The sequence below is a fragment of the Priestia sp. 40 genome, assembly GCF_049368575.1.
Taxonomy (GTDB): Bacteria; Bacillota; Bacilli; order Bacillales; family Bacillaceae_H; genus Priestia; species Priestia zanthoxyli.
On the sequence record NZ_JBMPZA010000015.1, the window covers coordinates 439,854 to 466,123 of the forward strand.

Below are 26,270 nucleotides of genomic sequence, written 5' to 3' on the forward strand. Positions count from 1 at the left end.
GCGCTGGGGACCTTTTTATTCTGAAATAAGTAAACCTATATTGCCAAATTGTTTTCCTTTATCTAATCGTTCGTAAGCTGCGACTGCCTCTGACAGCGGATAGAATCTATCGACGATTGGTTTAATTTGATGTTTCTCTATAAAATCCATCATGTCCACAAATTCTTCCTGACTTCCCATAGACGTGCCAAGTATATTGAATTGAGGATAAAAAATAGTTCTTAGAGGCAATTCAACTTCATTTCCAGAACTCGCCCCAAAATTAACAATTCTTCCATTTGGCTTTAGTATTTCAAGATACGTCGGAAATAAAGCTGCCCCCACACTATCAAGTATGATATCTACTTTTCTATTGTTGATTTCTTCTGTTAGGTTACTTCCACTGTCTAATGCATAATCAGCTCCATACTTTAGGGCTTGCTTTCTTTTTTCATCACTTCTAGAAGTAACCGTTACGTCAGCTCCGATAGCTTTTGCGAATAACAAGCCATAAGTTGCGACTCCGCTCCCTATACCAGGAATAAGTAGATGTTCTCCTTTTTTTAACTGCCCTTTTGTAAAGAGAGCTCTATACGCAGTTAAAGCCGATAATGAAAGAACGCCCGCTTGTTTCCATGATAGATAAGGCGGCTTTTGCACAACATTATCCGCTTTTATGATTACATACTCTGCAAACGTTCCATTCGATGGACCACCTAAAATTTTAGGCGTAAACGGAATGTCCTCTATACGATCCCACTCCAGACTTGGATTAATGATCACTTCTATTCCAGTTTTTAAACCTTTTACGCCTTCTCCCACTTCTTCTATAATACCTGCACCGTCTGAACCGGGAATAAACGGCTTATCTCCTTTGCCTCGATTATTCATAACAAATAAATCTCTCCGGTTTAAACCTGCTGTTTTTAACCTTACTTTTACTTCTCCTCTTTCAGGGGGCACCTCCTGAAAATCTCTGTAATTCATGCCTGCTATCCCGCTTTTCTCACTATGTATAATGGCTTTCATGATTTCGCCTCCTCTTAATCTACTCTACTAAAAAGCTCAAAACCGCAAAAGAAATATGCCCAAAAAAAGGAAAATAAACTTTTAGAATCGCTTTTTCACCGTTTTATCTTTATTTTTCTGTATCGTAAAAGTATTCAGCTTCTTTTGTTACATTTTTGTTACAAAAAGATTGTTTGTAACAAAACGAATGCAAAACAGAAAAATCGGTTTGAAAAACCTGATAAATCAACATTTATCCGCAATTTATTTATTATATCTACTTCAGAAACTAGTAAAAATCTAAAAAAATTTAAGAAAAAAAGACAAAACACTTTCTTTTATTATAGATTTATTGTAATATAAATGTAACAAAAGAAATATAAAACACATAATTGTTACATAAATAAGGTTAATTAATTAGGAGTGAGTTAGAAATGAAAAAAATTGGACTAGTTTTATCATCAATCGCTATTTTCTTTACACTAAGCACTGGAGTTACAGCACAAACAACATCTACAACACTAACGGATGCAAATGCTGTCAAAATTGCAGCTAGTGCCAGCAATCATTTCTGGAGTGCTCTGCACGGTTATAAAAACAAACCATGTACAGAACGTACATTTGAATATAAAGGAACTGAGTACGTGTATCTTTGCCCTGAATTTGATACAAAAGCTGAGCTATCAAGCTACTTATCTGAAACATTTACAAATAGTGCAGTAGAAAAAGGACTAACAAATTACGGCTATATCACATATAACGGCAAACTTGCACACCCAATCGGCGACGGATTCAGCATGTTAGAATGGTCAAAAGCAAAAACAAAGCTTGTGTATCAAACATCAACAGTTCGCTCTTATGAATTCACAGTCCCAACTGTAGATGGAGGTAGCGTAAAACGCACTGTCACATTCTATAAATCTGGTTCACAGTGGAAAGTAAATAAATTTGACGCTGTTCAATAAGAAAAAAGCAGGCCTGCTTGAGCAGACCTGCTTTTTTCTTTTTTATCGATAACATAAATAAAACTTCTACTTACAGCGCTCTAATAGCTGTAAATAGAAGTTGAGATCACAAGTTTAAGTAAATCAAATTTTGTCGAATCCTGTAGAAACAGTGATAAGTTACGTTTTATATTACAGGCTAACTTGCTTATTGTCAACATAATTCAGCAAAAAGATAGGGCAATATATTCAGAGCATAATAAAGACATTAACTTGGATTTTGTTCATGTTCCTCTGGGTTATCATGTACAGGATGAGCGCCTGGAAATAATCTTTGCGCTTTTTCATGAAGATTTTTGTTTTCATAATTAAATGCGCTATACGTTCGCTGCCCTTCTTCCCATGAAGTAGATTTCCCCAGTTTTTGATTAACAGGAGAGCCGAAAGGACCGTCTGGAAATTCTTCAGCGGTTATATACTCATGGCTTTTTTCTACTGTAGAGAAATCATCATACGATGGCTGTTTGTCTTCTTTCAATGATTTCACCCTTTCTTTCTAGAAGATTTTTTACTAGTATGCACACTTCTTTGTAAAAAACCCTCTTAAATTAGTCCAAATCAGGGTATGATAACTATACATTTATTTTTAAAAGGAGTTGAACAGCTTGGAACCTAGACCTCAGAAAGGAACTTTTTTCCGAGAAAAAATCTTAAATAATAAATTTGTTGTATATACAATTATTATTTTTATTCTCAGCATGACTATTTTTTCGTTATCAAAAATCGGATTTATTTTAATTCCTATCTCTATTTTTATTAAAACAATCGCACTGCCGATTATCTTAGCAGGAATTTGCTTTTATTTATTTAATCCGCTTGTTGACTTTTTAGAACGAAAAGGTGTAAAACGAATTATTTCCATTCTTGTTTTATACATAGTGATTATCGGCGCATTAGCCATTATTATTTCATCGGTTATTCCGCCTCTAAAAAATCAAGTTGACCGTCTTATTGATAATATCCCAGAGCTGACGCATGACGTTCAGCATGCGGTGACGAACCTTTCGAATAACCGATATGTCGAACAAGGTCTTCAGTCGGCTAACACGGACCTAGATAAGATTTCAAAAGATGCATCAAAACACTTGAGTAAATATGTTTCTGGATTTTCAAGCGGTATTGTAAACTTTGTCGGCACCATTACAGAAATTATATTATCGGTTGCCGTTTTACCCTTTATTCTTTTTTACTTATTAAAAGATGGGAAAAACTTACCTAATTACATTGTAAAACTGCTTCCAAACCGCTCTCGTTCTGAAGCTAAATTCATTTTAGCCGACATGAACCACGCATTAAGCGCATATATTCGCGGGCAAATTTTTGTTGCGATTTGTATAGGTGTACTGCTTTTCATTGGCTATCTGATTATTGGATTAGACTATGCGTTACTTCTAGCGATCATCGCCATGGTGACTAATGTTGTGCCTTACCTTGGTCCGATTATCGCCATTATCCCAGCCATTATTATTGCGTTTATTACGTCTCCTTTTATGCTTGTAAAACTAGCCATTGTCTGGGCGGTTGTTCAATTGCTTGAAGGGAAAGTAATCTCTCCGCAAATTATGGGAAGAAGCCTAGACATACACCCAATTACGGTCATTTTTGTCATTCTAACGGCTGGAAACTTATTCGGAATCGTCGGTATTATTTTAGCCGTCCCTGGATATGCCGTTTTAAAAGTTATTATTACGCATATTTACCAATTCATCCGTTTAAATTCTACTATGTATCCAGATAAAAAAGCATAATAAAAAGCCCATCGAAAATCGATGGGCTTACCTTTTTACTTTTGTTCTTCTTCATCTTCACGATCAAACCAAAGGAGCTCTTGATCATCTTCATCTCCATTATAGTTGATGAGAATTTCTTCTCCTGCTTGGATATCCGTATATGCATAAAAATCAAAGGTATGATTGTCAAAATTAATTTCATACGTAGCATTCGGTGTATACGAGTGATTAAACAGCATACCGTATCCCAAAAGAATAGCCGTATGATTCACTCCATATTCAAAAGCATAATCCGCTAGTGTTGTTTTCTCAATAAAATCATGCTCTTTATTAGGATAAGCGATAACAGGAGCTTCGTGAATAAGCGTTCCTTTTTTAATATCTTGCTTAGCAAATACACCTCTGTTAAATTCTCCGTCGCTTATCGCAGACGCTTTTATTTCGATCATATTCGTCACCTATATATTCTTTCCTCTAAGATTTTTTTCTTCCTTAAGCTTGACAGTTTCTAATGGGGAAATCAACTGTTTTTCATAACCACTTGAATATAAGCTGAAAGAGTGCTTATCATGCACACTTGTGTAAGCACTTACCTTGTTAGAAACACGCAATTTGATTTTATTTTAGACATGGAAAAGCAATGACCTTGCGCATAGCGTTTGAGCCATTCAACATGTGAAGAATCGTTTTTCTCTGTGATATAATCGTTTATGCTGCTTTTTTATGTTAATCTATGACTTTTATTACTGATTTTATCTTATGTTAGAAAGAAGGTTTCACATGAACTTAAATCACGACAAAGATGGTGTGATGTATGCGGTCCTTTCTTATCTTATGTGGGGGCTCACGCCAATTTATTGGAAGCTGGTTCACCACGTAGCACCAGGTGAGATTTTGGCTCAGCGCGTTTTTTGGTCTTTTATTTTTATGCTTATTCTTTTATTAATAACAAAGAAATGGCGTACATACATTACGTTTGTAAAACAAATAGTGAAAAAACCATCCTTATTTTGGTCTCTTTTTATTGCATCTGTACTTATTAGTGCAAATTGGGGCATTTTTATGCGGGCTGTCATTAATGGAAAAATAGTAGAAGCGAGCCTTGGACAATATATTAATCCCCTAACAAGTGTTTTATTAGGTGTTATTTTCTTAAAAGAGAGATTAAGCGGGGCTCAAATTTTTGCCTTTATACTAGCAGGAATCGGAGTATTAACACTCAGTCTTCATTATGGTGTAGTTCCGTGGATTTCACTTAGTTTAGCTCTTACCTTTGGATTATATGGGTTGGCAAAGAAAAAGATTAAAGCTGATTCAACAATTGGATTAACTCTTGAAACGATGGTCATCTCTCCTATTGCATTAGCATACATAGGCTACCTCACGTTTCAATCACACTTGCAGTTTTTTGATTCTTTTTCAACAAGTCTTTTATTAATGGGAAGTGGAATGGTCACAGCTCTACCACTCTTATTATTCACAAAAAGTGCTAAAAAAGTATCATTATCAATGCTTGGTATTCTTCAATATATTTCACCAACCTTGTCTTTACTAGCAGGAGTGGTTCTATACCATGAATCGCTAACAAAAGCTCATGTTATTGCTTTTAGTTTCATTTGGTTAGCTCTTATTATTTATACGTTTGCATCTATTACCAAACGGGGGAACGCAAGTAAAAAGCAAATAAAGAATGAGATGAAAGCCTAGCAGAATTATACATTTTTTTACGTATTATCTCTAAACAAATTGGGGCTGGAAGGAATGGGAATTATGAAACAAATCATTGACTCTCATATTCATCTCGATCAATATGATCAGAAAAGTTGGAAAGACATAATTGAGCACGACCCTTCGTTACAAGCTCTTATTTCTGTATCTTCTACTCTACACTCTTGCCAACTTAATCAAAAAATCAGCAAGTTGTATTCCTGCGTGAAACCCGCCTACGGATTTCATCCTGAACAAATGCTGCCTTCTTCAAATGAATTAGCGGAGCTGTTTGCCTGGATTGATCAAAACAATGAAGAAATGATTGCGGTTGGTGAGGTAGGTCTACCTTATTACTTAAGTCAGACATATACTCTTTCTCTAGAGCCCTATTTGGAGCTGCTTGAAGCTTTTATTATTCATTCAAAAAAGTGGGGAAAGCCGTTAATTCTTCATGCTGTATATGAAGATGCTGAGATCGTATGCGACTTACTAGAAAAGCATTCCGTGTCTAAAGCTCACTTCCACTGGTTCAAAGGAGCTAAAAAAACAGTTGAACGAATGAAAAACAACGGCTACTATATTTCCGTTACACCCGATATTGTGTATAAGCCTAAAATCCAAGCCCTTGCCACGGATTATCCTCTTGACTACTTGATGGTCGAAACAGATGGTCCGTGGCCATTTGAAGGACCTTTTCAAAACCAGACAACGGTTCCATCAATGATACATCAATCCGTTCAGGAAATAGCACGTCTCAAAAGGGTTTCTGTAACGGAGACATATGATTTTTTATATCGGAATACAGCTCGTTTTTATAATCTCTCCACATAAAAAGCCTTTCCCTAAGGAAAGGCTTTTCATATCTAAATTCGTTTCACAAGTTTTACGATCAGCACAATCACTGCAATGACAAGAAGAATGTGAATGATGCCGCCGCCAATATGAAAAACTAATCCTAATAACCAAAAAATAAATAAAAGTCCAATAATCGTCCACAACATAATTTTTTCTCCTTTTTTTTATATGTAGTATTTGTTATAATTTTATATTTCCCTAAATGTGCATAAATAAACGTATTTCATATACATCTTTTCACTGAGGAAGGTTCACATAATGTACAAAAAGCACTCATGTTCTCTGTGGTAAAATAAGTATGTAATCTTATTTCATTTAAACTATAGCGGAGATGATTAACTATGACGTGGATTGTATTACTTTCCATCATTCTTGTAAGTGCACTCAAAATATTAATAACGTGTCTTCCAACTCCAGTGGTCAAATGGCTTATGACTAAATTTCAATTACACCCAACACTTGATGATCAAAACGTTACTGTCACAGTTGATGGGAAACATTTAGAAGGCAAAGACAAAATGCAAGTGATTGATTATTTTAATAAAGCAACATTTTTAAAACAATATTACGTCCACGAAGGAAATAAGGACTATTATAAACACCTAGAAGACAGTGAAACTCCACTGATTATCGATACGAAAAAAGGGAAAAACGATGTTCGATTATGCGTATACAGTTATCATGATCACGTCGATGTCGTAAAACAGTATAAAAGGAAAATTATTGCTTACAGCCTGCTGTCTGATCACCTTCAAAAGCAGTCCATAACAGCTGACCTAGCTTAAACCAGTCGCCTATAAGGCGGCTTTTTTAGTTTTTAGTTTTAGGTTAAAGCTATCTTATTTAAAAATACCAAACTTTAACATTAAATCTAATGCTATAATATAAATTAATAGAATTTTCTAACTTTTTAAGAGGTGATGGATAATGCTTTCTTTGTTAGGGTTTGGCATGATTGCAACTTTTCTTTCTTTTCAAGTGGGCATTCGGGACCACTATTGTCATGACGATTACAGCCATTTTAACGAACGCTATTTCCCTTTAGACTTCTACTATAAAAAAAGGAAGCCGACTACCATAAGGCAATCGGCTCACACATGTAGGATATTGATTTAACACTAACAAAGTACAACACAACACTAGTAATTATATAATATATTTCATTATTTTGAAAGCGATTTCATATATATTTTTAAAAATATTTTGTTATTTGTTTTTCATAGAAAAAAACCACGTTTCAGCCAATTCGAAACGTGGTTCTTTTCTGTAAGGACTTGCCCTACAGGCTATAAATGTAAGTTACCTTCATTATAGCATGAGCCCATATACAGATTCCATGGTAATTACTGTATGATCTCGTTACATTACAACTCGTTGTATTCTTCTGTCCATGTGCAGCGTATTCCAAGGCTCATCCTGTTCAGCTAGCCTTTTGATAAAGCCTTGTGAAGCCCAAAAAGGAATAGCGCCAGGTAAAAAAGGATGAGTATGCAGATACAACGTGTCATAAAAATGATTTTGGGCAAATTGTTCCACTGCCTTTAACAGCTGCTGTCCGATACCTAGACGCCGGTACGCTGGATCCACATAGCACTTTACAATCTCGGCTGCAGTTCTATGTTCATATCGCTCTTTTAATGCATGAAACCGTCCATCGTAAGCGTATAAACCAATGGTACCAATTACTTGTTGATTTTCCGTGACAGCTGAAAAAAAAGCAGCGCCTTTCGCTTGAACATAATGTTCATTAAAATAAAGCAAATCCACAGGAAGCTGATTTTTTTCCAGCATAGGAAATAGCTCATTCCGCATATTCATGACAAACTGAATCACTTCAGCATCCTTTTCTTTTACTTCTTTAATTTGATACATTTGTACTTCTTGCACGTCTACTGTCACATCCTTTTATCTGTCATTGTATACTTTCTCTTTTTCCTATAGGAACAAAAATATTGACTATGGCATTATGTCTAAATGCTGAGTCAGCATATAATACTCGCTTGGATTTGTTGTCCAGTTTTTCACTTTTTGATTATAAGCAACAACAATGTTTGGATGTACAATCGATGACGTCAGCATTTTCCCATTAATCAAAGCGGTTGCTTGCTTAGCTAACTGATCTCGCTTTGCGTCTTCTACGGTTGAATTTAACTGCTGAATCATTTTTGTTAGTTTATCATCATTAATTCGGCTGGCATTTAAACCACCGCCCGGCAAATAGTTCGTACTCAAATAATAGCTGGCATCTCCTCTAGGTGCTGTGATAAGGCTATACAATGCTAAATCCCAATCGTCTTTTGCCATTAAATATTCATCGCTGTCCTCAACGAGATGAATCTTAATATTGATTCCTAACTCTTTCGCATTAGACTGTATAAGCTGCGCAATTAAAGGAAGTTCTGGCAAAGAACTGTATGTGACAAGAGAGAGCGATAATGGCTTTCCGTTTCTGATTGTTTTTCCGTTTTTGATTTGATAACCTGCTTTCTCTAAGTATCTTTTAGCAGATGCGATACCTCTTTGATCACTAGCTGTATTATCGGCAAACGGAAATTGGGGTAAAAATGGCCCTCGAGCCGCTGCCGCTTGATTGTTCATGATGCTGCTGACAACTTCTTTTCGGTTCAATAAGGCATCGATAGCTTTTCGTACATTTTCGTCTTCTAATGCGTCATTGGTTTGATTATAAAGCAATAAATGAGTGCGCACACTAGGTACTCCACTTACCTTAAAAGACGGATCTGTTTGTAAAGTGCCCAAGCTTTCTAAAGGCGGGCGATAAATAATGTCGGCTGTTCCAGATTGAAGAGCAGCAACTCGCGCATTAGCATCTTCGTTAAATGCAAAGATCGCGCTTTTCAACTTTACTTTTCCATTCCAATAATCCTTATACCTTTCTAATTTCACTTGATTTCCTTGATCAAAAGATAAGACGTGAAATGGACCTGTGCCAATGGGTTTCTTAGCTATATGAGAAGCATCAACGTCTATAATAGCTGTATTTGGATGCACTAATTCAGAAGGAAATTTAGGCATTTGCTCTTTTAATGTAATTGTGAGCGTATGACCATTCGCTTTCATTTCTTTGATTTTTAAAGCGTTTCCCATCGCATAGTTTTGAGTTATTGCTCTTTGAAGAGAAGACCTCACGGCATTTGCATCCAGCGCTTTTCCATTTTGAAACGTGATGTTCTTTTTTATCGTAAATGTCCACGTAAGACCGTTATCTTTTGTTTCCCACTTTTCAGCAAGCCAAGGCTTTATTTTTAAATCGTCGCTGATTTTGACAAGCGTCTCCCCCACTCCTGCACGGACTGCCGTATAATCATCATCGGTATGAGGATCAAGGGTTGCAGGGGTGAAATTAAATAAAAATGTAGCGCTTTTATTCGTTTTCTTTCCTTCTTTTATACTCATACTCTCTTCATGAGGCGTACAAGCAGTAAGACAAAGTAAAACAAAAATTAATATAGATACGAGCTTTTTATTATTTATCATTCATTTTTCCACCTTCTATTTTAATACACAAAAAAAAGCACTTCTAAAAAGAAGTGCTTGTCTTCACAACAAAATTAGATAAACATATCCCCTTGTTTATCCTATTTTTCATTCTGCCAAAACACCTCCCTATCCTCGTAGGTTATTGTGTGCTGTAATTTATGGCAGGTCTCCTGGCTTCAAGTCACTGCCTTATACCGCCTTCCCGTCTCTAAATAGACAGTGGCTTTTTGACATAAGGCTCCTTGTTACAGTGGCGGGACCGCTCCGGATTTGCACCGGATTCCCTTTTAAGGCAATTGAAAAACAATTGCCACCATAAAAGCTGGTTATTTAATTTAGTAGCGTGCTCTTGAAACTCTAGAAGTAGAAGCTGATGGTGAAATATCTTCATCATCAAATCCAGTCGCAATAACGGTTACCATCATTTCGTCCTTTAAATCTTCATTAATCACAGATCCAAAAATCATATTTAAGTCCTGATCAGAAGCGGACGTGACAATATCTGCTGCTTCCTGTACTTCGTAAAGACTTAGGCTGCTGCCGCTCGTAATGTTCAACAGCACGCCTCTTGCTCCATCAATCGATGCATCTAGCAGCGGACTAGAAATCGCTTTTTTCGCTGCTTCAATTGCCCGGTCTGATCCGGAAGCTCGTCCGATACCCATAAGCGCAAATCCTTGATTAGACATGATGGTTTTTACATCAGCAAAGTCAAGGTTAATCAGGCCTGGAACAGCAATTAAGTCTGAAATACCTTGAATACCTTGGCGAAGAACATTATCTGCTTCACGGAATGCTTCAAGCATAGGCGTCTTTTTATCAACAATTTCAAGCAAACGGTCGTTTGGAATGACAATAAGAGTATCTACTGATTCATTCATAGCAGTAATACCGCCTACTGCTTGCTTGGTACGTTTATTTCCTTCAAACTTGAACGGGCGAGTAACGACTCCAATTGTTAAAGCATTTAGTTCACGGGCAATTTGAGCAATAACCGGAGCTGCTCCAGTACCGGTTCCTCCGCCCATGCCAGCTGTTACGAATACCATGTCTGCACCTTGCAGCACTTCTTGAATTTGTTCTCTACTTTCTTCGGCTGCTTCTCTTCCTACTTCTGGATTAGCTCCTGCACCTAATCCTCGCGTTAATGCCGCACCAATCTGCATTTTCACATCTGCTTTAGATAAGTTAAGCGCCTGAGCATCCGTATTAACGGCGATAAATTCTACTCCTTGTACACCGTGTTCAATCATACGGTTAACGGTGTTATTTCCTCCACCGCCGACCCCAATTACTTTAATTCGCACTAGTGGCGATACATCTGCATCAAATCCAAACATTCTAAGTTCCTCCTCAATGATCAAAATTACTTTCTCTTCTTATCCGAAAAAACATGTGAAGAACCTTTTACTCCTATGTGTAACGCGTAACTGTTCTTTTGTTTTACAGATTTTGTACATTTCTCTTTTAACCTTTAAATCTTTACATCTTTATGTAAATTTATTGTTGTTCTAAAATTAGTACGCCGAACTCTTTTATGGCTTTTCCACTCAAAACGGCATATAAGCTTATTGTATCATTCATTTGACAGATGTCTGTATTTAATTTTGAGTAAGATGTGACTAAGAGAATAATATTTTTATAGGCAAAATGAGAAAAAGCCCTTAGAAATAAGGGCTTCTCTAAATAATAAACCGTTTTATAATTTCCCAGTTAAGAATTGAGCTTCTCCCATGCCAAAGCTCCAGTCAGCATTACCGTTCTCAACAATTGAAATCATAATGTCGTTTGGCTGAATACCGCAGCTTTCTCCCAGCTCTTTTACAATTAATCTGTAAAGAGCTTGTTTTTGCTCTTCTGTTCGCTGTTTGCTCGTTACGCTTATAATAACCAAATCCTTGCTTCTCTCAAAGCCCAGACCTGTATCTTCAATGATCATTTCATGAGCAGGATGCTGATGTACAATTTGATAACGATCGCGCTCCGGCACGCCAAAGGCTTCTAGCATCGCTCGGTGCGTAGCGTCTAGCAGTGTTTTTAACTCTTTTTCATCTCTTCCTTCTATTACATCAAATCTAAGTAATGGCATACTAAGTAACCTCCAGCCTTTTGTCTAATGTATTATTGCTTCATCATATCACAACTATCATTTGTAAAAAAAAGATATGCTATTCATAATGTGCTCTCTAGTGAAAGAGACCTCAAACACTTTAATAAAAGCTGAACCTAATAAAAAGAAATGAGCAGCATAACGGCTCATTTCATTAGTATAAAAACATTTATAATAAGAGCTAAAATACATACAGATACAATGGCAATGAGTACGTTCATCACAAGGTTTTGCGAGGATGTTTTGGCTTGTTTTTTCATATCAGCCCGACTCATCTGTTGCTTTTCATGATCACTTTTAGACATCACGTAGCCTCTCCTATTCATCAAAATGTCAGCAGTGTGTAAATGATTTTTTGAGAAACCTTATTTCAGTTCTTTTGTATAAACAGCAGCATATGCAGGTTACCATCAGTTATTTTAGCATGTTTTGTCAAATAAGTGGACTATGAAGCGCTTCAATTTAGTATTCACGGCCAAATATATTTAAATTCGTTGCTTTTCTCTTCTTTTCTCGCTATTGTTTGAGAAGAAGGATAATTAGATACGATAAAGGATGATACGATATTGAATAACCATACGCAGCTGCCTCAGTATATCTACACATACGCATGCAGCGAAGAGGAACTCTCACTATGTCAATTAGAGAGACGCTCTCTTTTTGAAATTGAAACTGAGAAACCTATCATAAAAAGTGCCGTTAAACTTGATCCAAGCAGAAGCCCTTTTATCAAAGAGCGATTAGATATTATGTATGAATCAGATGACCTTGCAGATATTTGTAAGCAAGTAGAAGATATTGACCTTGGAGACAAAACATTTAAACTCATTTTCATGAAAATTAATGACTTGGAAAAAGATCAAAAAATAAGTTATAAAGGTCAGCGTGCGATTGAACGTGATGTGGGTTGGCATTTTGTAGCAGAAGCAGACCTGCATAACCCTGACCATTTGTTTGGCATTGTTCCATTTGAAGGACGCTGGTATTTTGGGAAATACCAAAAAAGCGAAGCTGTATGGCTGCATCATTTGAAGAAACCGCGTGAATACTCTACAGCACTCAGTACCCGCCTTGCAAGAGCTGTAGCTAACATTGCCGTTCCAAACCCTGAAGGAATCAAAGCGATCGATCCATGCTGCGGTATCGGTACAGTCCTTGTAGAAGCCCTGTCAATGGGCATTGATATTGTAGGACGCGATATCAATCCACTTGTGACCGACGGATCTCGTGAAAATATTGCGCATTTCGGCTTAAGCGGTGATGTCAAAACCGGACCGATTTCAGAGGTTACCACTCACTATGACGTAGCTATCATCGACATGCCTTACAATCTCTACACCCACGCGACGCCTGAAGATCAGCTTTCTATTTTGAAACACGCTCGCCGCTTTGCGGATAAAGTAGTCGTGATTACAGTAGATACGATTGATCATATGATTCATGAAGCTGGCTTTTCTATTTCAGATCGCTGCGTAGCGCGTAAAAGCGTATTTTCTAGACAAGTAGTTGTATGCGAATAAAAAAGACACCAGTCTAACAGGCTGGTGTCTTTTGATTTACCACTCTTTAGGTTCATAGTCTAATTCTTTGAATAGCTGCGTACGCTCTTTTTTCGTTAAATCTCTCCATTGCCCAACCGGTAAGTTGTTTAAATGGATATTCATAATACGCGTGCGCTGAAGGCGGTATACCTCATATCCGAGCACTTCACACATACGGCGAATTTGACGATTTAAACCCTGTGTTAAAATAATTTGAAACTCATACTTAGACAGCTGTGTCACTTTACAAGGAAGCGTTTTTGTGCCTAAAATTTTTACTCCCTCAGACATGTTTTTGATAAACTCTGGTGTAATCGGCTTATCTACTGCAACAATATATTCTTTTTCATGCTTGTTTTCTGCACGTAAAATTTCGTTAATAATATCGCCGTCATTTGTAAGTAAAATTAAGCCGTCTGAATCCTTATCAAGTCGTCCAACGTGGTGAATACGCAAAGGGTGATTGACTAAATCAATGATGTTTCCCTTTACTTTTTTTTCACTCGTACTTGTAATGCCGACTGGTTTATTAAGCGCAATATATACATTATTTCGAGCAATCCGAAGCTGTTGGCCGCTTACTCGAATATCATCGCCAGGCTTAACTTGATCTCCGATTTTTGCAACCTTTCCATTAACGGTTACTCTTCCTTCACTAATTAACTTATCTGCCCCGCGTCTTGACGCCTTTCCAGATTCGCTAATAAATTTATTCAGTCTCAGGTGAATCACAACCTTACATTTAAAAATTTTAAAATTTGTCTCTTCTATTAGAAAAAGACATATGCCAATTTCTATACCGTCCCTATCGTAACATGCTATACGCTTCTCGTCTTCTTTTAATTTCATTACTTAATCATATTTTTTTAACAGTAATAGAAGTATAGGTCCAAAATACTTTGTAACCTTATTCTTAACATTTCAATCAATGCTTACACCTGTGAAACCTGCATCAATCTTCACTCCTATACAAGACCTAGACGTCTGGATTGACTGATCAGTATAGAGTTGCTACCATCAGGTTTTCTTATGCTTCCAGGAGGAGTAACGCTGGCTTTAACAGCTATGGCCGGAGGACGTTTGTTTGATAAAATTGGATTTAAACGGCAGCTATTTTATACGCTGCCTTTACAATTGGCGTAGGTTTAAGCATAGGACCCGTGATGACGCTTGCTTTAAATCAAGTGCCAAAACCGCTTCATGCTCATGGTTCAGCTATTTCAAATACGATTAACCAAGTTTCAGGCGCGATTGGTCCTGCTTTGTATACAAGTATTATGACTATGGCTTCTCAGCACTTTATTCAACAATCAAATGAAACGAATAAAACGCTATTATAAATAAAAAGCATGACAAGCGGAGTTCATACCGTCTATTATGTAGCCATCGCTTTCGCTGTCGTCTCGTTCCTGCTCGCTCTTACGTTAAAGAAAAAAGATCAACAGATTGAAACACAATAGATAAGAAACTACCAGGAGCTGCTCATGATTTGAGCAGCTCCTGGTACGTTTGGAATTTATATTACAAATGTAAGAGCAATCATAGATACTATGAAAACAAGGATAACAATACTTCTCTTTCTTTCTGTTTTCCATGCTTCAACAGCGCCCACGATACCACCAATAGCTAAAATAAAAATACCTATAACGTGCAGAGGCAGCAGAGATAATACTCTACCTAAACTCGCCATCACTCCTCCAATCAATATAAACCCTATTGTTACAATAGATTTTAAAGATGTTAAGTCTCGTATAGCTTCTTTTTTTTCAGTTTTACTCAGTTTAAAATACTCTATTATACTAAAAACAGCCGGTGTTCCCCATAAAATGAAGAAGCTAACTAATCTATCCGTGTCTACACTCACTGTTCATTCACCACCGCTATCAGTTTCTTATACACTTTTCCTAACCCATTTTTTAGAGATAAAAAAAGCGGCTGTAGCTGCTAAAACGGGAATTACAAAAGCAAAGCTAGGTGAATGACTGCCGAACATTACTTTACTTGCTAAACCTTCACTTGAGCTCCACGTATACGCGCTTTCTGGAACATACAAAAACGTAAGAATCATGCCTGATAGCAGTTGAAAGCTACCGAGCAACACAATGAAGCTAATGATAAATAGTCCGTATCTCTTCAATGAAATCTCCCCCTTGGTTTATATACGATTTCACACCCTTTAAGTTCCACTATTTAACAAATAGCTTTCTATTATTCTCGCTTCAAAGATCCTCCAAAAGAAAATTGATGGTAGTCATCAAGTTCATTCCAATATCCTATGCACTTTACGTCAGGCTCATCAATAGCTAACGCTTCTTTATTAGTTCCTTTATAAGGAAGAAATGCAGTTAACTTTACCTTTTGTTTTGGCTTAATATTTAACTTATTGCCTTCTGCCAACACCTTAAATTCATTGTCAGAATAACCGTTTTTCATTTTTAAAGGATAGGATAAAAAGACATTATTTTGTTTGATGGTCAAATCGCTCTTGTTTACTAATTCCATTTCATATGAAATCCCTTGCTTCATCTTTTGTTCTTTGATGACGTTAATATGGATCTTTTCTAGCTCTTGTAAAGGAGCTTTGCCTTCTTCTTTTGAACATCCGGAAAACACGATGGCTAACGCTAATAAAACAAGAAGTCCTAACTTTCTGCTCAAAAAATAATCCCCTCTCTCGTAACAAAAATCACCTTACAATTATAACTCAAAATAGTAATTTAATGGTAAAAACACACAATTAAAAAAGCAAACCGTCATCGGTCTGCTTTTTTAATTGCTACGCATAGGTAATGTGTTGTTGTGCGAAAAACTTTTCGATAAGGAGTTTGCCAACCATATGTATATCGTAACAAAAGAAAAAAGTATGCGCTGTGAGATTTGTCACTCCTTCTTTCAAAATAATTTAATCGGCTATTTCCTTACGCAAAAAGAGCAGAACGCAAACGCGACCTGCTCTTTTTACATGCTAGATATGGGTAATTTGTCCATGCGTGAAAAGCTCTTCAATAATAAGGGGTTTATCACTACACTTATAGAATAACAAAGAAAAAAAGATGTGGCTGTGAGATTTATCACAGCCATATCTTTTTATCCAACTAGCTTATTAAATTGTACACGTTTATTAATTGCCGCCATAATTGGTGCTCCAACAAGCATAACCACAAACTCACCAACAGCTGTTGTTAACCATGTAAAGAAAAATGGTAAATCAAATGCTAGGTGAAGTTCAAACGCAATAATAAACATCGTAAATGTAAATACAAGTGTATTAACAAGCATACGAGCCCACATATTTTTAATGTAGCGCATAGAAACAATGGTAATGAGTAATGATAGTACGGATTGTCCTACCCCAAACACCAGGTCATAAGCGACCATTGGTGAAAAAAACAAATTCGTCAGAAATACCCCTAGTACAATGCCGTACACGTACTTTTTATTAAATACAATCAAATGATTGAACATTTCTGATATACGAAATTGGATATTGGTGAAGCCAAACGGCTGAATTAGCATGCTGACAGCAATATACATAGCAGCTAAAAGACCGTTGACGCAAAGTGTTCTTATATTCATCTTACTATTCTCTCCTTAGTTTTTTAACGTGGGATGGTTACGAACCACGTAAACACTCAAAGAATCATACAGCAAGCTTAAGCTTTCGTCAATCGAGCTGTTTACAAACTACTGCTGCTTTCATGTCTTCCATATTGACTGCTCTTTTTTCTTACTTTCCCTTAGTATAAAATAGAAGACGTACCAGTATACATAGGTGACATAAAGTAGTTAACCCTTTTGATTTGAAATACGAAAGGATTTGTAGCGATGTTAGATAATACAGATAAACGCATACTAGAAGAGCTATCAAAAAATGGACGTATAAAGATGAAAGAATTAGGAGAAAAAGTGCATTTAACCGGACAAGCCGCTTCTGCTAGAGTATTAAAGTTAGAAGATGAAGGCATTATCAAAGGCTATACAATTAACATTGATGAACGGAAACTTGGCTACACCACCCATGCATTTTTAAATATCTATACGCAGAGCATTCATCACCACCCCTACCTTACATTTTTAGAAAGTCAGCAGGAGTACGTTATCAACAACTTTAAAATCAGCGGTGATGGTTGCTACTTACTAGAATGCAAATTTCATTCAAATGAAGAATTAAATGATTTTTTGACAGAGCTAAATCAGCATGTCAATTACAAACTTTCAATCGTCATTAACCAATAATTTTTTTAAAAATAAAGGTATATTAATTTATGAAAATGGCAATTCTAATAACGTATTCCCCCTATTCCAATAAATTTGAAAATCCTTTGCGCCGTCGCAAAGGATTCTTTTTTTATGTAGGAAACCGCCTTCTATTTTTTGAAAAGTTGAACATCTCTCATAGCGTTGACATAGCGGTCAGAGGTTTATATAATCGGTGACATCGAAGCATAGAAACGCAGACTCAAGACATATACACGTATCGTAATTCTTCGTCTTAGAAGTTGATCAGTTTTATAACTAGACAATTTCTAAGACGTTTTTTATTTTATCATTTGTGAAACACTAGTAAAAACAAGATTCCACATGAAAATATCCTAATGATCAGGGAGGTTTGCATATTGAAAACAATCTATAAAGACATCATTTTAATTATTGCCGGAGCGCTTTTAGTTGCTGCATCGATTGATTTTTTTGTCATTCCAAATAAATTAGGTGACGGAAGTACGGTTGGTATTGCTCTTGTTTTATATTATTTGTTTCATATACCTACAAGTATCAGCACATTTCTTGTGAACCTTGTATTCATTGCCTTAGCTTATAAATTTCTAACTAAAAAAACCATTCTTTATACGATTCTAGGAGCTGTCATGACGTCCGTTTTCCTCGGCTTAGTCAGTTATATTCCCTTTCACGTTCACGACATGATTTTAGGAATTGTATTCGGCGCCTTACTCATGGGAACAGGACTGGCTCTTATTTTTATCGCGGATGGATCTACCGGTGGAACAACTCTTTTAGCTTATTTATTAAACTACACAAAAGGCTATAATATCTCGAAAAGCATGTTCTACATGGACAGCGTCATTATCTTAGCATCGATTTTTGCCATTGGCGTCAACAATACACTCTATACTTTTATATTCGTCTATCTTTGTGCCAAAATCGTCGACATCGTTATCGAAGGTTTCCACAACAAAAAAGCAATGACCATTATGTCTGATCAGTACAAAGACATCGCACAAGTTATTACCAGTGAATTTGGAAATGCAGCCACCATCTTTTACGGATATGGCTACTACGCCAATAAAGATAAACGTATTATTTACGTTGTTATTAAAAAGAACGAGTTATTAAAAATTAAAAAGAAAATCCAGCAAATTGACCCGAATTCTTTTATTGTCATCCACGAAGTAAAAGAAGTTGTCGGCGGAAAATTTGGATTCATCGGCAATTCGCCTCATGAAACAAAAGCCGCTGCTAAATAAAAAAATCCACCTCTTGGTGGATTTTTTTATGAAAAAACCGTTAGAAAAAACGAAAAGATACCTGCTAAAAAGTAAACCGACCCTAACGCAATTGCTCCTGTAACGACCGTAAATACACTTAATCCGATAGCCACCTTCATTTTCATCCACATCCCTTTTTAGATTAGTAGTATAAGTATGTCCAAGGATAGAAGATTTATAACTATGCCATTCTATTTATTTCATATATCGATGCAACAATTGTCTATTCAATGTGTTCTAAAACCACCCCTGACGACATAATATATAGGAAGAATTTCATATACACATCTTTGTATCACACATATCATATGAAATTAGGTGAGATAAAATGGTGGCTGTCCACTTTTTTGAAAACAAAAAGCTTCTATTAAGCCAGCTGCGGGAAAACATTCCTTCTACGGGTGATGATTTAAAGATTAAAGGACGAAAAGGAACCGTCGTGCTTGTGAATGATATCGATGAAAAAAATGTTCACGTGGAAGTTACTTTAGAAAAAGTAGTGAAAAAGAACTTAGCATTAGATAACGCTAAAAAGAAAAGGAGATAAGCGGCTTACGCTTATCTCCTTTTCTTTTTAATTTACATGCGAATTGTCTGTATCTTTTGCTTCTGTTTCCAAAAAAAGAGACTCCTAAAAAGGAATCTGCAGCAAAGAGCGATATCATCGCCTGAATATTAATACAAGCTATATTTTAACATATAAAAACATATTTTACAAAAATAAACTATTATTTTACGCATAATTATTTTTTATTCGAGTTTTTCAACATTTGAAAACCATTTCTTATAAAGATCTTTATTTATTTTTCAGGCCAAATTTTTGCATCCGGCTCTAATAACCACTTATGCTCTTCTTCCATAATACGGTCTGTCCACGGATTATTGTCAAGATGGCGAATCATCCAGCAGAAGTACATCGCATAGCCGGGAGCCGTTGCTTGAGGGTGATCCAATTCACCAGGAATTGTAATAAAACTATTATCAACTACACGGTATGCATCTTCTCCAACCATTGCACAGCCAAATCCTTGCGGCTTGTCAAAACGATAGTAATATACTTCAGGCTGATCATGATGATGAGGCGGATAGCTCGACCATCTTCCTGGATAAGAAATAACTTCTCCAATAACAAGGTTAGAATAAGGAGCGTTGTTGTAATCAAATATTGTCCGAATGACACGCTGAGCAGTACCTTCCCATACTCCTTCACCAGCCACTGTGTTTTGACAATCTTCAGGCATATATAATTTTGATGAAAATTCTTTTTCATTGTCCGTTTTTTGAACTAGTACTTCACTATCGGCAAGCCCAGTAATTTTAACCTCCACATTTTTTGAAACGTGCAAACACCAAGGCTCTTCTTCAAAAAGAGATTGACGCTGAATTTCCTTCGAATGGCCTTCCCATTCTAGCTTTACCTTTCCTTCTAGTAAAAGAATAGCCGTTTCACTGCTGCTGTCTAGCAAGGTTTCCTCTTTTCCTTGGGACATTTTATAAATTCCAATATCCATCAGCATATCTTTGTGCTGACCGGTCATTTCTGTAAGTACGTTGTATCCTTTATTTAATTCACCTAATTTACCTAACATACTTAAATTCCTCCTTTATGTAGTAGCGCAATCAGAATTTACTAATCACTCATTTTTTCTTCATAGACTCTATAAATTCTCTTGAATATGTGACTATGAGGATTTTTTATTAACGGCAATATTCTTGATTGTGTTCAATTATTTGTAGCTGGTGTGGCGCCCCTTCGTAACGGAGCCGTTGATTTCCGAACAATCAATTTTGGCTCAAGAAGCAAATGTTCTTTATGCATCGTTGGATATTCCATTTCTCTAACCAGCAAATCCACTACGTTTATAGCCATTTCTTTTGTCGGCTGTGCTACCGTCGTCAACATGGGCGTGATGGTAGTAGAAAGAACCGTATTATCAAAGCCAATCACTGATAAGTCTTGCGGCACATCAATTTTGAATTCCTTTGCGGCTTGCATAACTCCGATAGCCAGTAAATCGTTACAAGCAAAAATAGCCGTCACTTTCTCCTTCATTGAAAAAATTTGCTTAGCACTTTCATATCCTTTTTGAATACTTGCTTCGGTCGTAATAACGTGCTGAGGCGGCACAATGATTCCATTTTCTTGCATAGCGTCTCGAAAAGCATCTAAACGAGCGTGATTACTTTTTGCATTTTCTGTAATAATCGCAATTTTTTTATGATGCAAAGATAGCAAATAATCAGTCGCCAAATAGCTTCCCTTATAGTCATCCACTGTCACTGTATTAACGGATATGTGAGGAATTTCTGAAGCAATAACGCTAATCGGTATATCTTGCTTCAGCATATCTTTTAAAAGATTAGCATTGCGAAAAGCAGATGCTACAATTAAACCATCGATTCTCTGACGAATTAATAGCGATAAATACTTTTTCTCTTTTTCCGCATTGTTATCGGTATTACACATTACAACATGGAAACCTCGCTCATGGCTTCGGTCTTCTATGCTTCTCGCCAAATCGGCAAAAAAAGGATTGGAGATGTCGGGTACGAGAAGCCCAATCGTTTTAGTGGGTTTTCCTGTTAAAGCAGATGCTACGACGCTTGGGTGGTAATTCAACTGCCCCATAACCTCAATTACTTTTTGTCTTGTTCTTTCACTAATATGACCGGTTTGATTGATAACTTTTGATACGGTGGAAATTGATACACCTGCTTCTTCAGCCACACTGTAGATGGTTGGCTTCATTTCATCTCCTCCTTTCCTTTCATAAACACATAAAAGGCGTAAACCTTTTACAATGGAAATTAAAGACCGCTTTTTTCTTTAATAAAGTTTCTTGCTTTTAACGCATATTCAAAAGGGTTAGCAAGCGCTGGATCCTGTTCTGCTTCTACGACAAACCAGCCGTTATAATCAGAAGCGGCGAGCGTAGTAAATACTTCATCAAATTCAATAACTCCGTCGCCTGGAACAGTAAAGGCTCCTTCTTTTACCGCTTGCAAGAAGCTCAGGTCTTGTTGTTTGACTCGATCAACTACTTCTTGGCGAATATCTTTTAAATGAACATGCTTAATACGATGAAGATATTTTTTTAAGATATAAAGAGGTTCTTCGCCTGAAAAAACAAGATGACCGGTATCGAATAGGAGCGAAACAAGCTCCGGATTGGTAAGCTCCATTAACTGCTCAATTTCTTCTGTTGTTTGTACGCCTGTTCCCATGTGGTGATGATAGACAATATGCATATCTTTCTCTCTTGCTAGTTTCCCAAGGTGGTGCAGGCCTTCTATAAGGCTGCTCCACTCTGTTGGCGTGAACACAGGCTTTTCTTTGAATAACGGAACATCCATTAGCCCTTGAATGCTGTGTCCTTGTTCAGATACAACAATTACTTTTGCTCCCATTTCGTATAAAAAATCGCGATGTTCAATAAATGGCGTCACCGTTTCTTCCAGCGGCTTTGTCGTTAAAAATGTACTAAACCATGCGCTTGCAATTTCCAAATTCCGAAGTGATAATGCCTTCCTTAAGATCGAAACATTCCGCGGATATTTGTTGCCGATCTCGCTTCCTCTAAAACCGGTTAAAGCCATCTCACTGATACATTGTTCAAATGTATTTTCAGCTCCCAGTTCAGGCATATCATCATTTGTCCAAGCAATTGGAGCAATCCCCAATTTTACCGTGTTTTCCTTGAACATCTCTTCCTCTCCCTTGTATGAAATTAAAACCTGTTTTATATTTATCGGATGTTTCTCTTCAACAATCTCATTTTCTTCTGCTTCTTAATAAACTCTTGCCATTTCAAGGTTTTTCACCTTATCTTTATAAGCTTCCTGTACATGCTGATTTTTAGATACCTCTGCTACTCCTACATGCCACCATGATTCATAACCGTTTGTCATAGTTTTTGGCAGCACTTTAATATCAATTAGCGTAGAAACCTCTTGTTTTTGTGCATCTTCTATCGCCGTTTTTAATTCTTCAAGAGAACTTACGCGATACGTTTTCACACCGTAGCCCGCGGCGCTGGCTGCAAAATCAATTTTCATCACGTTCCCATTTAGCTTTCCTGTTTCACCGTTTCGATAACGAAACTCTGTGCCAAAGCTCCCCATACCATTTGACATTTGAAGGTTATTAATGCACCCGAAGCCGGAGTTATCAAACAGTAAAATGTTTATCTTTTTTCTTTCTTGAAGGCTTGTAATAAGCTCTGAATGAAGCATTTGATAGCTTCCATCTCCAACCATCGCATACACTTCTTTAGCTGGTTCTGCCAGCTTAACTCCAAGGGCGCCTGATACTTCATATCCCATACATGAATATCCATATTCCATATGGTAGGTATCAGGTTTATTAGACTTCCACATTCTCTGTAAGTCGCCTGGAAGACTTCCTGCTGCACCAACAATGACGGAGTTGTCATTAAGGAGCTTATTCACCTCTCCAATTACTTCTGTTTGCGTTAATTGAGTACCAAGTGATTCTACATATTCAGCCAAGCTTTCATCTAAATGACCTTGTATTTCTGGAACAAAATCTGCACCAGTAAAACGTATGCTATGTAGACGCTCTAATTCTGTATCCCATGCGTCTTTAGCACTTGTAATTTCTGTTGTATAAACAGACTGATAGCCAATTGATTTTAGCTCTTCCCTAAGAGCAAGCAACCCTTCTTTTGCATCAGCTACAAGTTTCACGGCATCAAGTTTATTTGCATGAAATTCAGACGTGTTAATGGTAAGAAATTGCACGTTGGGATGTTGAAAAAGCTGTTTAGATGCTGTTGTAAAATCAGTAAATCGAGTGCCTACTCCAATTACTAAATCTGCTTCTTTAGCGATTGTATTAGCAGCTGAGTTCCCTGTTACACCTATTCCGCCCAGATTATAGCGATAGTCACTTTCAACCGCACTTTTCCCTGCTTGAGTTTCTCCAAATGGAATATGGAACTCACTAGCAAATTGTTTTAACTCTTTTGCAGCTTCTGAATACCGAACGCCTCCTCCACAAATGATGATTGGCTTTTTCTTTGTTTTCATTAATTGAATTGCATCTGCTAGACTGTCCCTAGTCGGAAGGCGGCGCTCAATGCGGTGAACGCGCTTTTGGAAGAAATAAGCTGGAAAATCCCATGCTTCTCCCTGCACATCTTGAGGCAAACAAATAGTTACAGCTCCTGTATCTGCAGGATTCGTTAACACACGCATCGCATTAATCATAGCTGTCATCAATTGTTCAGGGCGGCTTACGCGATCCCAGTACTTACTCACTGGTCGAAAGGCATCATTTGTAGAAATAGATAAATCATATGACTGTTCAATTTGCTGCAAAACGGGATCCGGCTGTCTAGTTGCAAATACATCACCAGGAAGCAGCAAAACTGGAATATTATTAGCTGAAGCAGTGGCTGCCGTTGTAACCATATTTGCTGAACCTGGCCCCACTGAAGATGTGCAAGCCATAATCTGCTTCCGATGTTTTTGTTTCGCAAAAGCCATCGCTGCATTGGCCATTCCTTGTTCATTACGCCCTTGATATACATCTAGATTTCCTGGGTTTTCTTCCAAAGCTTGCCCAAGACCTACCACATTTCCGTGCCCGAAAATTGTAAAAATCCCTTTAATAAACTGATGCTGCTTTCCATCAAATTCAACATACTGCTGATTTAAAAACTTCACTAATGCTTGTGCCGTCGTCATCCTAACTGTTTCCATGCTTCTTTCTCCCTTCTAGTAGTAGATTGCGATTTAAAAAAAGGAAGCATAAGGAATATCTTTAATTCCTGATACTTCCTTTTAAAATGAGATGCGATTTTTAATGACTCACTTACCAGCGCGTTGTTACCATTTTCTTTCTTGTATAAAACTCCACGCCGTCCGTACCATTTGCATGAAGATCACCATAAAAAGAATCTTTCCAGCCAGAGAATGGGAAGAATGCCATAGGTGCCGGTACCCCTACATTTACTCCTAACATACCGGATTCAATATTTTCGCGGAATTCACGTACGCTTGCGCCGCTATCTGTATAAATGCAAGCACCGTTCGCAAATCGAGAGTTATTGGCTACTTCAATGGCTTCTCCTAATGTTTTCACGCGTATAATAGACAGCACAGGTGCAAAAATTTCATCTTGCCAAATTTTCATTTCTTGCGTCACACGATCAAAAATCGTTGGTCCGACAAAGTAGCCATTGCCATTTACTGCTGCATCTGTGCGACCGTCACGAATAAGCTCTGCTCCTTCTTGCACGCCTGATTCAATATAGCTGAGCGTACGCTCTTTATGATTTTCACGAATAACTGGTCCTAAAAAGACGTTTTCTTCTAAGCCGTCGCCAATTACAATATCATTTGCTTCCTCTACTAATCTTTCAATTAGCTGATCCGCAATTTCTTCCTGTACAGTCACAACAGATGCTGCCATACAACGTTCACCTGCTGAACCAAAAGCGGCTCCGATAATTTGTTTTGTTGCTACGTTTAAATCTGCATCATTTAATACAATTGAATGGTTTTTAGCACCGGCTAAAGCTTGAACACGCTTTAAGTTTTCCGTGCCTTTTTTGTACACATACTCAGCTACGGGCTGGGAACCTACAAACGAAATAGCTTTCACTAATTTATGTTCAAGAAGACCGTTGACCACATCATGCGCGCCGTTTACAATGTTTAATACGCCTTTTGGCAAACCAGCTTCTTCAAACAGTTCAGCTAACCTTGCAGCTAAAAGAGGTGTACGCTCAGACGGCTTTAACACAAATGTATTGCCGCAAGCAACCGCAAGCGGGAACATCCAGCAAGGAACCATCATTGGAAAATTGAACGGCGTAATTCCTCCAATTACACCAATTGGATAGCGATACATGCCAGATTCAATGTCTGTTGCGATGTCAGGAAGCTGTTTCCCCATCATTAACGTCGGAGCACCTGCCGCGAATTCTACACATTCAATTCCACGCTGCACTTCACCTCGCGCTTCGTTAAAGCTTTTTCCGTTTTCAACCGTCACTAACTTTGCTAATTCATCCCAGTTATCTACTAATAGCTGCTGATACTTGAACAAAATTCGTGCACGTTTAGGCACGGCTGTTTTTGCCCACCCTTTGAAAGCTTCATTTGCTGCTTGCACCGCTTGATCTACATCTTCTTTTGTAGAAAGAGGCACCTGTGCGATTAATTCACCTGTCGCTGGGTTATACACAGGTTCCGTTTTTGATGCAGCTGATTCAATCCATTGTCCACCAATATAGTTTTTTACTGTTTTTACTGCTGTTTGTGTCATACAATCTCTCTCCCTTTATCTGATTTTAATAAGC

General features: G+C 37.3%; 29 protein-coding genes and 2 riboswitches. Of the genes, 10 read left to right on the plus strand and 19 right to left on the minus strand.

The genetic code is table 11. From position 1 onward, the window contains the following. Positions 1–15: 15 nt before the first annotated feature. Positions 16–1,008: a zinc-binding dehydrogenase gene (locus ACO1DI_RS17115; protein ID WP_014461726.1), complete on the minus strand. Its 993-nt coding sequence runs from the start codon at positions 1,006–1,008 to the stop codon at positions 16–18. A gap of 413 nt (positions 1,009–1,421) precedes the next feature. On the opposite strand from ACO1DI_RS17115, the gene ACO1DI_RS17120 reads away from it, so the two are divergent. After that, positions 1,422–1,952, plus strand: a complete 531-nt coding sequence (locus tag ACO1DI_RS17120; RefSeq protein ID WP_014461728.1) for an IseA DL-endopeptidase inhibitor family protein — start codon at positions 1,422–1,424, stop codon at positions 1,950–1,952. A 247-nt stretch (positions 1,953–2,199) separates the two neighbouring features. Here ACO1DI_RS17120 and ACO1DI_RS17125 read toward each other — a convergent pair whose 3' ends face one another. Further along, positions 2,200–2,469, minus strand: a complete 270-nt coding sequence (locus ACO1DI_RS17125; protein WP_014461729.1) for a hypothetical protein — start codon at positions 2,467–2,469, stop codon at positions 2,200–2,202. 127 nt (positions 2,470–2,596) lie between these two features. Here ACO1DI_RS17125 and ACO1DI_RS17130 point away from each other — a divergent pair, with 127 nt between their 5' ends. After that, positions 2,597–3,739 carry an AI-2E family transporter gene (locus ACO1DI_RS17130; protein WP_014461730.1) on the plus strand — a complete coding sequence of 381 codons (1,143 nt, stop codon included), beginning with the start codon at positions 2,597–2,599 and terminating at the stop codon, positions 3,737–3,739. Positions 3,740–3,774: 35 nt separating this feature from the next. Here the strand turns inward: ACO1DI_RS17130 and ACO1DI_RS17135 are convergent, their stop codons facing one another. Next, positions 3,775–4,170: an SET domain-containing protein gene (locus ACO1DI_RS17135; RefSeq protein ID WP_025753011.1), complete on the minus strand. Its 396-nt coding sequence runs from the start codon at positions 4,168–4,170 to the stop codon at positions 3,775–3,777. Positions 4,171–4,501: 331 nt separating this feature from the next. Here ACO1DI_RS17135 and rarD point away from each other — a divergent pair, with 331 nt between their 5' ends. After that, a complete protein-coding gene (gene rarD / locus ACO1DI_RS17140) occupies positions 4,502–5,428 on the plus strand; it encodes an EamA family transporter RarD (protein WP_115653010.1) in 927 nt (308 codons plus the stop codon). Between the two features lie 63 nt (positions 5,429–5,491). After that, the gene (locus ACO1DI_RS17145) at positions 5,492–6,262 is read left to right on the plus strand and encodes a TatD family hydrolase (RefSeq protein WP_042992590.1); all 771 of its coding nucleotides are present in this window, start codon (positions 5,492–5,494) and stop codon (positions 6,260–6,262) included. Positions 6,263–6,294: 32 nt separating this feature from the next. Here ACO1DI_RS17145 and ACO1DI_RS17150 read toward each other — a convergent pair whose 3' ends face one another. Then, positions 6,295–6,432: a lmo0937 family membrane protein gene (locus ACO1DI_RS17150; RefSeq protein WP_013055244.1), complete on the minus strand. Its 138-nt coding sequence runs from the start codon at positions 6,430–6,432 to the stop codon at positions 6,295–6,297. A gap of 195 nt (positions 6,433–6,627) precedes the next feature. Here ACO1DI_RS17150 and ACO1DI_RS17155 point away from each other — a divergent pair, with 195 nt between their 5' ends. After that, positions 6,628–7,071, plus strand: coding sequence for a YfmQ family protein (locus ACO1DI_RS17155; RefSeq protein WP_014461735.1), 444 nt, complete (start codon positions 6,628–6,630; stop codon positions 7,069–7,071). A gap of 574 nt (positions 7,072–7,645) precedes the next feature. Here ACO1DI_RS17155 and ACO1DI_RS17160 read toward each other — a convergent pair. The 5 genes from ACO1DI_RS17160 to ACO1DI_RS17180 form a co-directional block, all read right to left on the minus strand. Then, positions 7,646–8,173 (minus strand): GNAT family N-acetyltransferase, encoded by a 528-nt coding sequence (locus tag ACO1DI_RS17160; RefSeq protein WP_014461737.1) that lies wholly within the window; start codon positions 8,171–8,173, stop codon positions 7,646–7,648. A 69-nt stretch (positions 8,174–8,242) separates the two neighbouring features. Further along, on the minus strand, positions 8,243–9,784 hold the full coding sequence (gene nikA / locus ACO1DI_RS17165; RefSeq protein ID WP_423145490.1) for a nickel ABC transporter substrate-binding protein: 1,542 nt from the start codon (positions 9,782–9,784) through the stop codon (positions 8,243–8,245). 146 nt (positions 9,785–9,930) lie between these two features. Further along, a riboswitch (cobalamin riboswitch) is annotated at positions 9,931–10,120 on the minus strand. 2 nt (positions 10,121–10,122) lie between these two features. After that, positions 10,123–11,127 carry a cell division protein FtsZ gene (gene ftsZ, locus ACO1DI_RS17170; protein WP_014461739.1) on the minus strand — a complete coding sequence of 335 codons (1,005 nt, stop codon included), beginning with the start codon at positions 11,125–11,127 and terminating at the stop codon, positions 10,123–10,125. A 359-nt stretch (positions 11,128–11,486) separates the two neighbouring features. Then, positions 11,487–11,876: a tautomerase family protein gene (locus ACO1DI_RS17175; RefSeq protein WP_014461740.1), complete on the minus strand. Its 390-nt coding sequence runs from the start codon at positions 11,874–11,876 to the stop codon at positions 11,487–11,489. Between the two features lie 167 nt (positions 11,877–12,043). Continuing rightward, a complete protein-coding gene (locus ACO1DI_RS17180) occupies positions 12,044–12,202 on the minus strand; it encodes a hypothetical protein (RefSeq protein WP_014461742.1) in 159 nt (52 codons plus the stop codon). 261 nt (positions 12,203–12,463) lie between these two features. Here ACO1DI_RS17180 and ACO1DI_RS17185 point away from each other — a divergent pair, with 261 nt between their 5' ends. Next, on the plus strand, positions 12,464–13,417 hold the full coding sequence (locus ACO1DI_RS17185) for a TRM11 family SAM-dependent methyltransferase (protein WP_042992352.1): 954 nt from the start codon (positions 12,464–12,466) through the stop codon (positions 13,415–13,417). Positions 13,418–13,453: 36 nt separating this feature from the next. Here the strand turns inward: ACO1DI_RS17185 and rluF are convergent, their stop codons facing one another. Next, positions 13,454–14,170, minus strand: coding sequence for a 23S rRNA pseudouridine(2604) synthase RluF (gene rluF / locus ACO1DI_RS17190; RefSeq protein ID WP_014461744.1), 717 nt, complete (start codon positions 14,168–14,170; stop codon positions 13,454–13,456). A 428-nt stretch (positions 14,171–14,598) separates the two neighbouring features. Here rluF and ACO1DI_RS17195 point away from each other — a divergent pair, with 428 nt between their 5' ends. Next, on the plus strand, positions 14,599–14,778 hold the full coding sequence (locus ACO1DI_RS17195; RefSeq protein WP_423145491.1) for a hypothetical protein: 180 nt from the start codon (positions 14,599–14,601) through the stop codon (positions 14,776–14,778). Between the two features lie 176 nt (positions 14,779–14,954). Here the strand turns inward: ACO1DI_RS17195 and ACO1DI_RS17200 are convergent, their stop codons facing one another. From ACO1DI_RS17200 to ACO1DI_RS17215, 4 genes are all read right to left on the minus strand, one after another. Continuing rightward, complete coding sequence (locus tag ACO1DI_RS17200) at positions 14,955–15,302, minus strand: hypothetical protein (protein ID WP_115653006.1); 348 nt, start codon at positions 15,300–15,302, stop codon at positions 14,955–14,957. A 27-nt stretch (positions 15,303–15,329) separates the two neighbouring features. Continuing rightward, positions 15,330–15,575, minus strand: coding sequence for a hypothetical protein (locus tag ACO1DI_RS17205; RefSeq protein WP_115653005.1), 246 nt, complete (start codon positions 15,573–15,575; stop codon positions 15,330–15,332). A 71-nt stretch (positions 15,576–15,646) separates the two neighbouring features. After that, the gene (locus ACO1DI_RS17210) at positions 15,647–16,096 is read right to left on the minus strand and encodes a hypothetical protein (protein WP_115653004.1); all 450 of its coding nucleotides are present in this window, start codon (positions 16,094–16,096) and stop codon (positions 15,647–15,649) included. 429 nt (positions 16,097–16,525) lie between these two features. Beyond that, positions 16,526–17,014 carry a QueT transporter family protein gene (locus tag ACO1DI_RS17215; protein ID WP_014461750.1) on the minus strand — a complete coding sequence of 163 codons (489 nt, stop codon included), beginning with the start codon at positions 17,012–17,014 and terminating at the stop codon, positions 16,526–16,528. Positions 17,015–17,023: 9 nt separating this feature from the next. Then, positions 17,024–17,068: riboswitch (PreQ1 riboswitch) on the minus strand. 195 nt (positions 17,069–17,263) lie between these two features. Here ACO1DI_RS17215 and ACO1DI_RS17220 point away from each other — a divergent pair. The 3 genes from ACO1DI_RS17220 (at position 17,264) to ACO1DI_RS17230 (ending at position 19,489) form a co-directional block, all read left to right on the plus strand. After that, entirely contained in the window at positions 17,264–17,674 is a 411-nt protein-coding gene (locus ACO1DI_RS17220; protein ID WP_014461752.1) for an Lrp/AsnC family transcriptional regulator, read from the plus strand. 380 nt (positions 17,675–18,054) lie between these two features. Next, positions 18,055–18,921, plus strand: coding sequence for a YitT family protein (locus ACO1DI_RS17225; protein ID WP_014461753.1), 867 nt, complete (start codon positions 18,055–18,057; stop codon positions 18,919–18,921). A 349-nt stretch (positions 18,922–19,270) separates the two neighbouring features. Next, a complete protein-coding gene (locus ACO1DI_RS17230) occupies positions 19,271–19,489 on the plus strand; it encodes a hypothetical protein (protein WP_014461754.1) in 219 nt (72 codons plus the stop codon). A 253-nt stretch (positions 19,490–19,742) separates the two neighbouring features. Here ACO1DI_RS17230 and ACO1DI_RS17235 read toward each other — a convergent pair whose 3' ends face one another. The 5 genes from ACO1DI_RS17235 to ACO1DI_RS17255 all read right to left on the minus strand — a co-directional run bounded on the left by ACO1DI_RS17235 (position 19,743) and on the right by ACO1DI_RS17255 (position 26,236). Next, entirely contained in the window at positions 19,743–20,531 is a 789-nt protein-coding gene (locus tag ACO1DI_RS17235; protein ID WP_423145492.1) for a 5-deoxy-glucuronate isomerase, read from the minus strand. Between the two features lie 134 nt (positions 20,532–20,665). After that, positions 20,666–21,691 (minus strand): LacI family DNA-binding transcriptional regulator, encoded by a 1,026-nt coding sequence (locus ACO1DI_RS17240; protein ID WP_115653000.1) that lies wholly within the window; start codon positions 21,689–21,691, stop codon positions 20,666–20,668. A gap of 59 nt (positions 21,692–21,750) precedes the next feature. Continuing rightward, positions 21,751–22,647: a myo-inosose-2 dehydratase gene (gene iolE, locus ACO1DI_RS17245; protein WP_140451896.1), complete on the minus strand. Its 897-nt coding sequence runs from the start codon at positions 22,645–22,647 to the stop codon at positions 21,751–21,753. A gap of 84 nt (positions 22,648–22,731) precedes the next feature. Next, entirely contained in the window at positions 22,732–24,666 is a 1,935-nt protein-coding gene (iolD, locus tag ACO1DI_RS17250) for a 3D-(3,5/4)-trihydroxycyclohexane-1,2-dione acylhydrolase (decyclizing) (RefSeq protein ID WP_423145493.1), read from the minus strand. 112 nt (positions 24,667–24,778) lie between these two features. Then, positions 24,779–26,236 carry a CoA-acylating methylmalonate-semialdehyde dehydrogenase gene (locus ACO1DI_RS17255; RefSeq protein WP_423145494.1) on the minus strand — a complete coding sequence of 486 codons (1,458 nt, stop codon included), beginning with the start codon at positions 26,234–26,236 and terminating at the stop codon, positions 24,779–24,781. Positions 26,237–26,270 lie beyond the last annotated feature (34 nt).

Coding starts and splice junctions, on each gene's coding strand:
- ACO1DI_RS17115 (WP_014461726.1), bottom strand. CDS start 1,008: ATGAAAGCCATTATACATAGTGAGAAAAGCGGGATAGCAGGCATGAAT.
- ACO1DI_RS17120 (WP_014461728.1), top strand. CDS start 1,422: ATGAAAAAAATTGGACTAGTTTTATCATCAATCGCTATTTTCTTTACA.
- ACO1DI_RS17135 (WP_025753011.1), bottom strand. CDS start 4,170: ATGATCGAAATAAAAGCGTCTGCGATAAGCGACGGAGAATTTAACAGA.
- rarD (WP_115653010.1), top strand. CDS start 4,502: ATGAACTTAAATCACGACAAAGATGGTGTGATGTATGCGGTCCTTTCT.
- ACO1DI_RS17145 (WP_042992590.1), top strand. CDS start 5,492: ATGAAACAAATCATTGACTCTCATATTCATCTCGATCAATATGATCAG.
- ACO1DI_RS17150 (WP_013055244.1), bottom strand. CDS start 6,432: ATGTTGTGGACGATTATTGGACTTTTATTTATTTTTTGGTTATTAGGA.
- ACO1DI_RS17155 (WP_014461735.1), top strand. CDS start 6,628: ATGACGTGGATTGTATTACTTTCCATCATTCTTGTAAGTGCACTCAAA.
- nikA (WP_423145490.1), bottom strand. CDS start 9,784: ATGATAAATAATAAAAAGCTCGTATCTATATTAATTTTTGTTTTACTT.
- ftsZ (WP_014461739.1), bottom strand. CDS start 11,127: ATGTTTGGATTTGATGCAGATGTATCGCCACTAGTGCGAATTAAAGTA.
- ACO1DI_RS17175 (WP_014461740.1), bottom strand. CDS start 11,876: ATGCCATTACTTAGATTTGATGTAATAGAAGGAAGAGATGAAAAAGAG.
- ACO1DI_RS17180 (WP_014461742.1), bottom strand. CDS start 12,202: ATGTCTAAAAGTGATCATGAAAAGCAACAGATGAGTCGGGCTGATATG.
- ACO1DI_RS17215 (WP_014461750.1), bottom strand. CDS start 17,014: ATGAATATAAGAACACTTTGCGTCAACGGTCTTTTAGCTGCTATGTAT.
- ACO1DI_RS17220 (WP_014461752.1), top strand. CDS start 17,264: ATGTTAGATAATACAGATAAACGCATACTAGAAGAGCTATCAAAAAAT.
- ACO1DI_RS17230 (WP_014461754.1), top strand. CDS start 19,271: ATGGTGGCTGTCCACTTTTTTGAAAACAAAAAGCTTCTATTAAGCCAG.
- ACO1DI_RS17235 (WP_423145492.1), bottom strand. CDS start 20,531: ATGTTAGGTAAATTAGGTGAATTAAATAAAGGATACAACGTACTTACA.
- ACO1DI_RS17240 (WP_115653000.1), bottom strand. CDS start 21,691: ATGAAGCCAACCATCTACAGTGTGGCTGAAGAAGCAGGTGTATCAATT.
- iolE (WP_140451896.1), bottom strand. CDS start 22,647: ATGTTCAAGGAAAACACGGTAAAATTGGGGATTGCTCCAATTGCTTGG.
- iolD (WP_423145493.1), bottom strand. CDS start 24,666: ATGGAAACAGTTAGGATGACGACGGCACAAGCATTAGTGAAGTTTTTA.
- ACO1DI_RS17255 (WP_423145494.1), bottom strand. CDS start 26,236: ATGACACAAACAGCAGTAAAAACAGTAAAAAACTATATTGGTGGACAA.